Here is a 3,161-nt window from a genome sequence, read left to right as displayed (position 1 = left end):
AGATAAACGTATACAAATATATATTAACATATTTACTCGTACATGAGTTGGTTACTAAGTGAATAGACTCTACTCTCGGTCTTTCACATAGTAAACATTTTTTATAGATTTATAAGGGACAGCTTCAAGCGCTAATGCATTAGATTGTGGACTCATGACGTACAAATTTGATATGCTCCATGATAAGTGAACAAATATGCATTATAATGCTTTCTAAATATTACATATATAACTTTCTGGCCATATTAAAAAATCTATTTGAATAAAANTAATTTTATTANATCNNNNAATTACAATATTACCCTTAAACTATACGCAAAAATTAGTATTTAATCCTTTTACGATACCAGGCGGAGTTGGTAAGTTCTTAAACTTTATTTCATTTGGTATTCCATGAGGATGAGTAATTAACCAAGATGAAAAAACTTGACCTAATTTCCAATGACTTAATGGTTTTATGAGTGCTAATATTTATAGCTTTTATAATGATGCATTTTGGTCTGATAACTCAAAAGGGAAAGGTTATTTACCATTTGAAATATTTAGAGAACAAGGTAATGATAAAGTTGGTGCTATCTTTGGAGCAAATGCCACTAGTTTAGGGTTTACAACTTTATTAACTGATAAATGCAAAGGCACTGTTTTAACTAAAGATGGTAAACAAACAAGTGAACTAGTTTATTCAACTTATAATTTAAAACAATTAAATGAAAAAACTAACCGAGTTTATTTAATTAATGAACAAACCAAAGCAATTGACGCTCAAACACCAGTTAGTGATAGTGAAAAAGATAATGATTGCGAATTNTTACAAACACCTGATGGGACAAATTGTAGTTATATAATTGATATGTTTTCAATCCAAGCATTATATAAAGGTAATTTTGAAATTATCTTTTATGCTGATAACCCGTATACCAATAATGAAGAAGATTATTTACGCTTATCAGTATGAATTTTTCGTGGTAAAACAAAAAGTACATTAAATAATTATTTACGCGATATGACAACTAATTATAAAACTAGTTTCTTGCTCCCACATGATTATGAAATACCAACATTTAATTACCCACAATATGTCTTACCACCAGTACCATATAACTATCAAGTTTATACAAAAGATATTATGCCATCTAATGTAGTACTACCATTAAAAACTAAAATTACAGCACCAGCACAATGTACTAATGCTAAATCTTTAATATTTGATGATTATATTAATTTATTTAATAATAATTATAACGATGCTTATTATGAGGTAGAAATTGATTTAAAACAAATTGACCCAACAATTCAAAGTATCAGTAAATTTCAAGATGCTTATAAAACAATAGAAATAAGTAATTTAGGTAATTTACAAGTTGAATGTGCACAAGCAAATATAGAGAATTTTATTCCCGATAGAAATGTTAATTTATCTGCTGGTTATTCTAGTTGTAAAAATTATTTATATTCATTAATAGATATAACTTTAAAAGAAAGTGGTTATTCACAAACTGATAAAGTTAATTTCCCAAATACTTTTACAATAAATACAAAAGAAATAACCAATGATATCAAAACACTTGATACTTTTAAAACTAATGGATTACCAAATTATGATTATTATAATCGATATATATCTAAAACTGGGGCATTTATTAATTTTTTACTTCAAATAACATCATTGTCTAATAAAGTTGATGATAAAATTAAAGAATTATATTTACAAGCATATTATACTAATGATGTAAAATTGAAAATTAAATTTTCAAAAAAAGTATTTACACATTTATTTTGTTTTTATTATGATAAAACTGCAATGAATAAATCTAAATATTGAGGTAATGATAAAGATATTATATTAGATGTTTCTAACCCAAATGTTTTAGGTATTAGAAATAAAAGTGATAACCCTGTTAAAATTACATTTAAGCCAAGATAAATAAAAAGAGATTTACATCTCTTTTTTTATTCTCCATTAACTTTTACATTACCAGCATTATCAATAATTAAATCGGGTTTCTCAGTATCTAAATTTCAACGATAAACTGATTTAATAAAATTACCACCTTTATCTTGTCTTCAAGATAAAGGAATGAGTCCTAAATGTGCTAAATATCTTATATATAAATCAAAATAATTCCCAAAATCATTTCTTAATTCTAATCTAGTTCAATTAGCATTATCAAATATAACTTTATCAAATTCTTTTCCATTTTTTAATTCAAAATGTTTAAACTTAATAATTTTTCAATTATCATTTTTATTCCCTGGCTTTTTGCCGCGTCATATTACATAATATCATTTATTATCAACCGTATTGAATGGTTTTTCTTGTTGTGCTATTCATTCTAAATTATCTCTAATTTCTTTATTTTTTGTATTTACTTTGTTTTCTTCTTTTAATTTTGCTAATTCTTTCGGTGTATATTCTTGTGGTGTATTACAAGCAACTAAACTGGTTGTACTTGTTCCTACTAATGATATTGCACCAATAATACTTAATAATCTTTTCATTTGATTATTTCTTCTTTTATTATCAATTAAGTGAACTTATTGAAACAGTATAATTAACATTTATATTCCCCATATAAGTATTTGTATCAAAAGAATTGATAATTGCATTGTTATTACTAATATTTTTAACGTTAATTTTTGTGATATCTAGATTGTTATACATTTCTTTTAGTTTATTTTTAATTTGTTGTTTTGTTGGATTAGATAAATTTTCAGTTTTAAATTCACCTAAATTATTATTTGTAATAATTTTATTTAAATTAATATTAGATATAAAAGTAACGACTACTTCACCACTTAAAAAATCTTTTCTTATAAAAGTTATTTTTGCATTTGTGGGTGTTATATCACTAACTTCAAAATCATTTATAATACTTTCTAAACTGTTATCTAATTCTTTTATTTTATTTTTAATTTCTTGTTCTGTTGGTTTATTAACACCATTAATTCTAATTAATCCTAATTCAGTGTTTCTAAAAACTGATTTTACTGGCCGAGAATAATTAACGACTATTTCACCAGTATAAATATTTATATCATTTGAATTAACTTTAGCATTACTTGTTGTAATACTTTTAACATTAATTTTTGTTGTGTCTAATTGTGGGTTTAATTCTAATAATCTAAACTTAATTTGTTCTTTATAACTATTACCTAATTTT

The 3,161-nt window shown here is 24.2% G+C and carries 2 protein-coding genes; both read right to left on the bottom strand.

The window, feature by feature from the left end; translation table 4 throughout:
• Window positions 1-1,950 precede the first annotated feature (1,950 nt).
• Complete coding sequence (locus tag BST80_RS04720) at window positions 1,951-2,499, bottom strand: lipoprotein (protein WP_415746189.1); 549 nt, start codon at window positions 2,497-2,499, stop codon at window positions 1,951-1,953.
• Window positions 2,500-2,518: 19 nt separating this feature from the next.
• Window positions 2,519-3,161, bottom strand: a 643-nt coding sequence (locus BST80_RS04715; RefSeq protein ID WP_415746188.1) for a hypothetical protein, incomplete at its 5' end; no start/stop codon positions are given.

Source organism: Spiroplasma sp. Moj (genome assembly GCF_016082285.1).
GTDB lineage: Bacteria > Bacillota_I > Bacilli_A > Mycoplasmatales > Mycoplasmataceae > Spiroplasma > Spiroplasma phoeniceum.
Note: the sequence above shows the minus strand (reverse complement) of the source record. Positions and strands in the feature narration are given on the sequence as shown.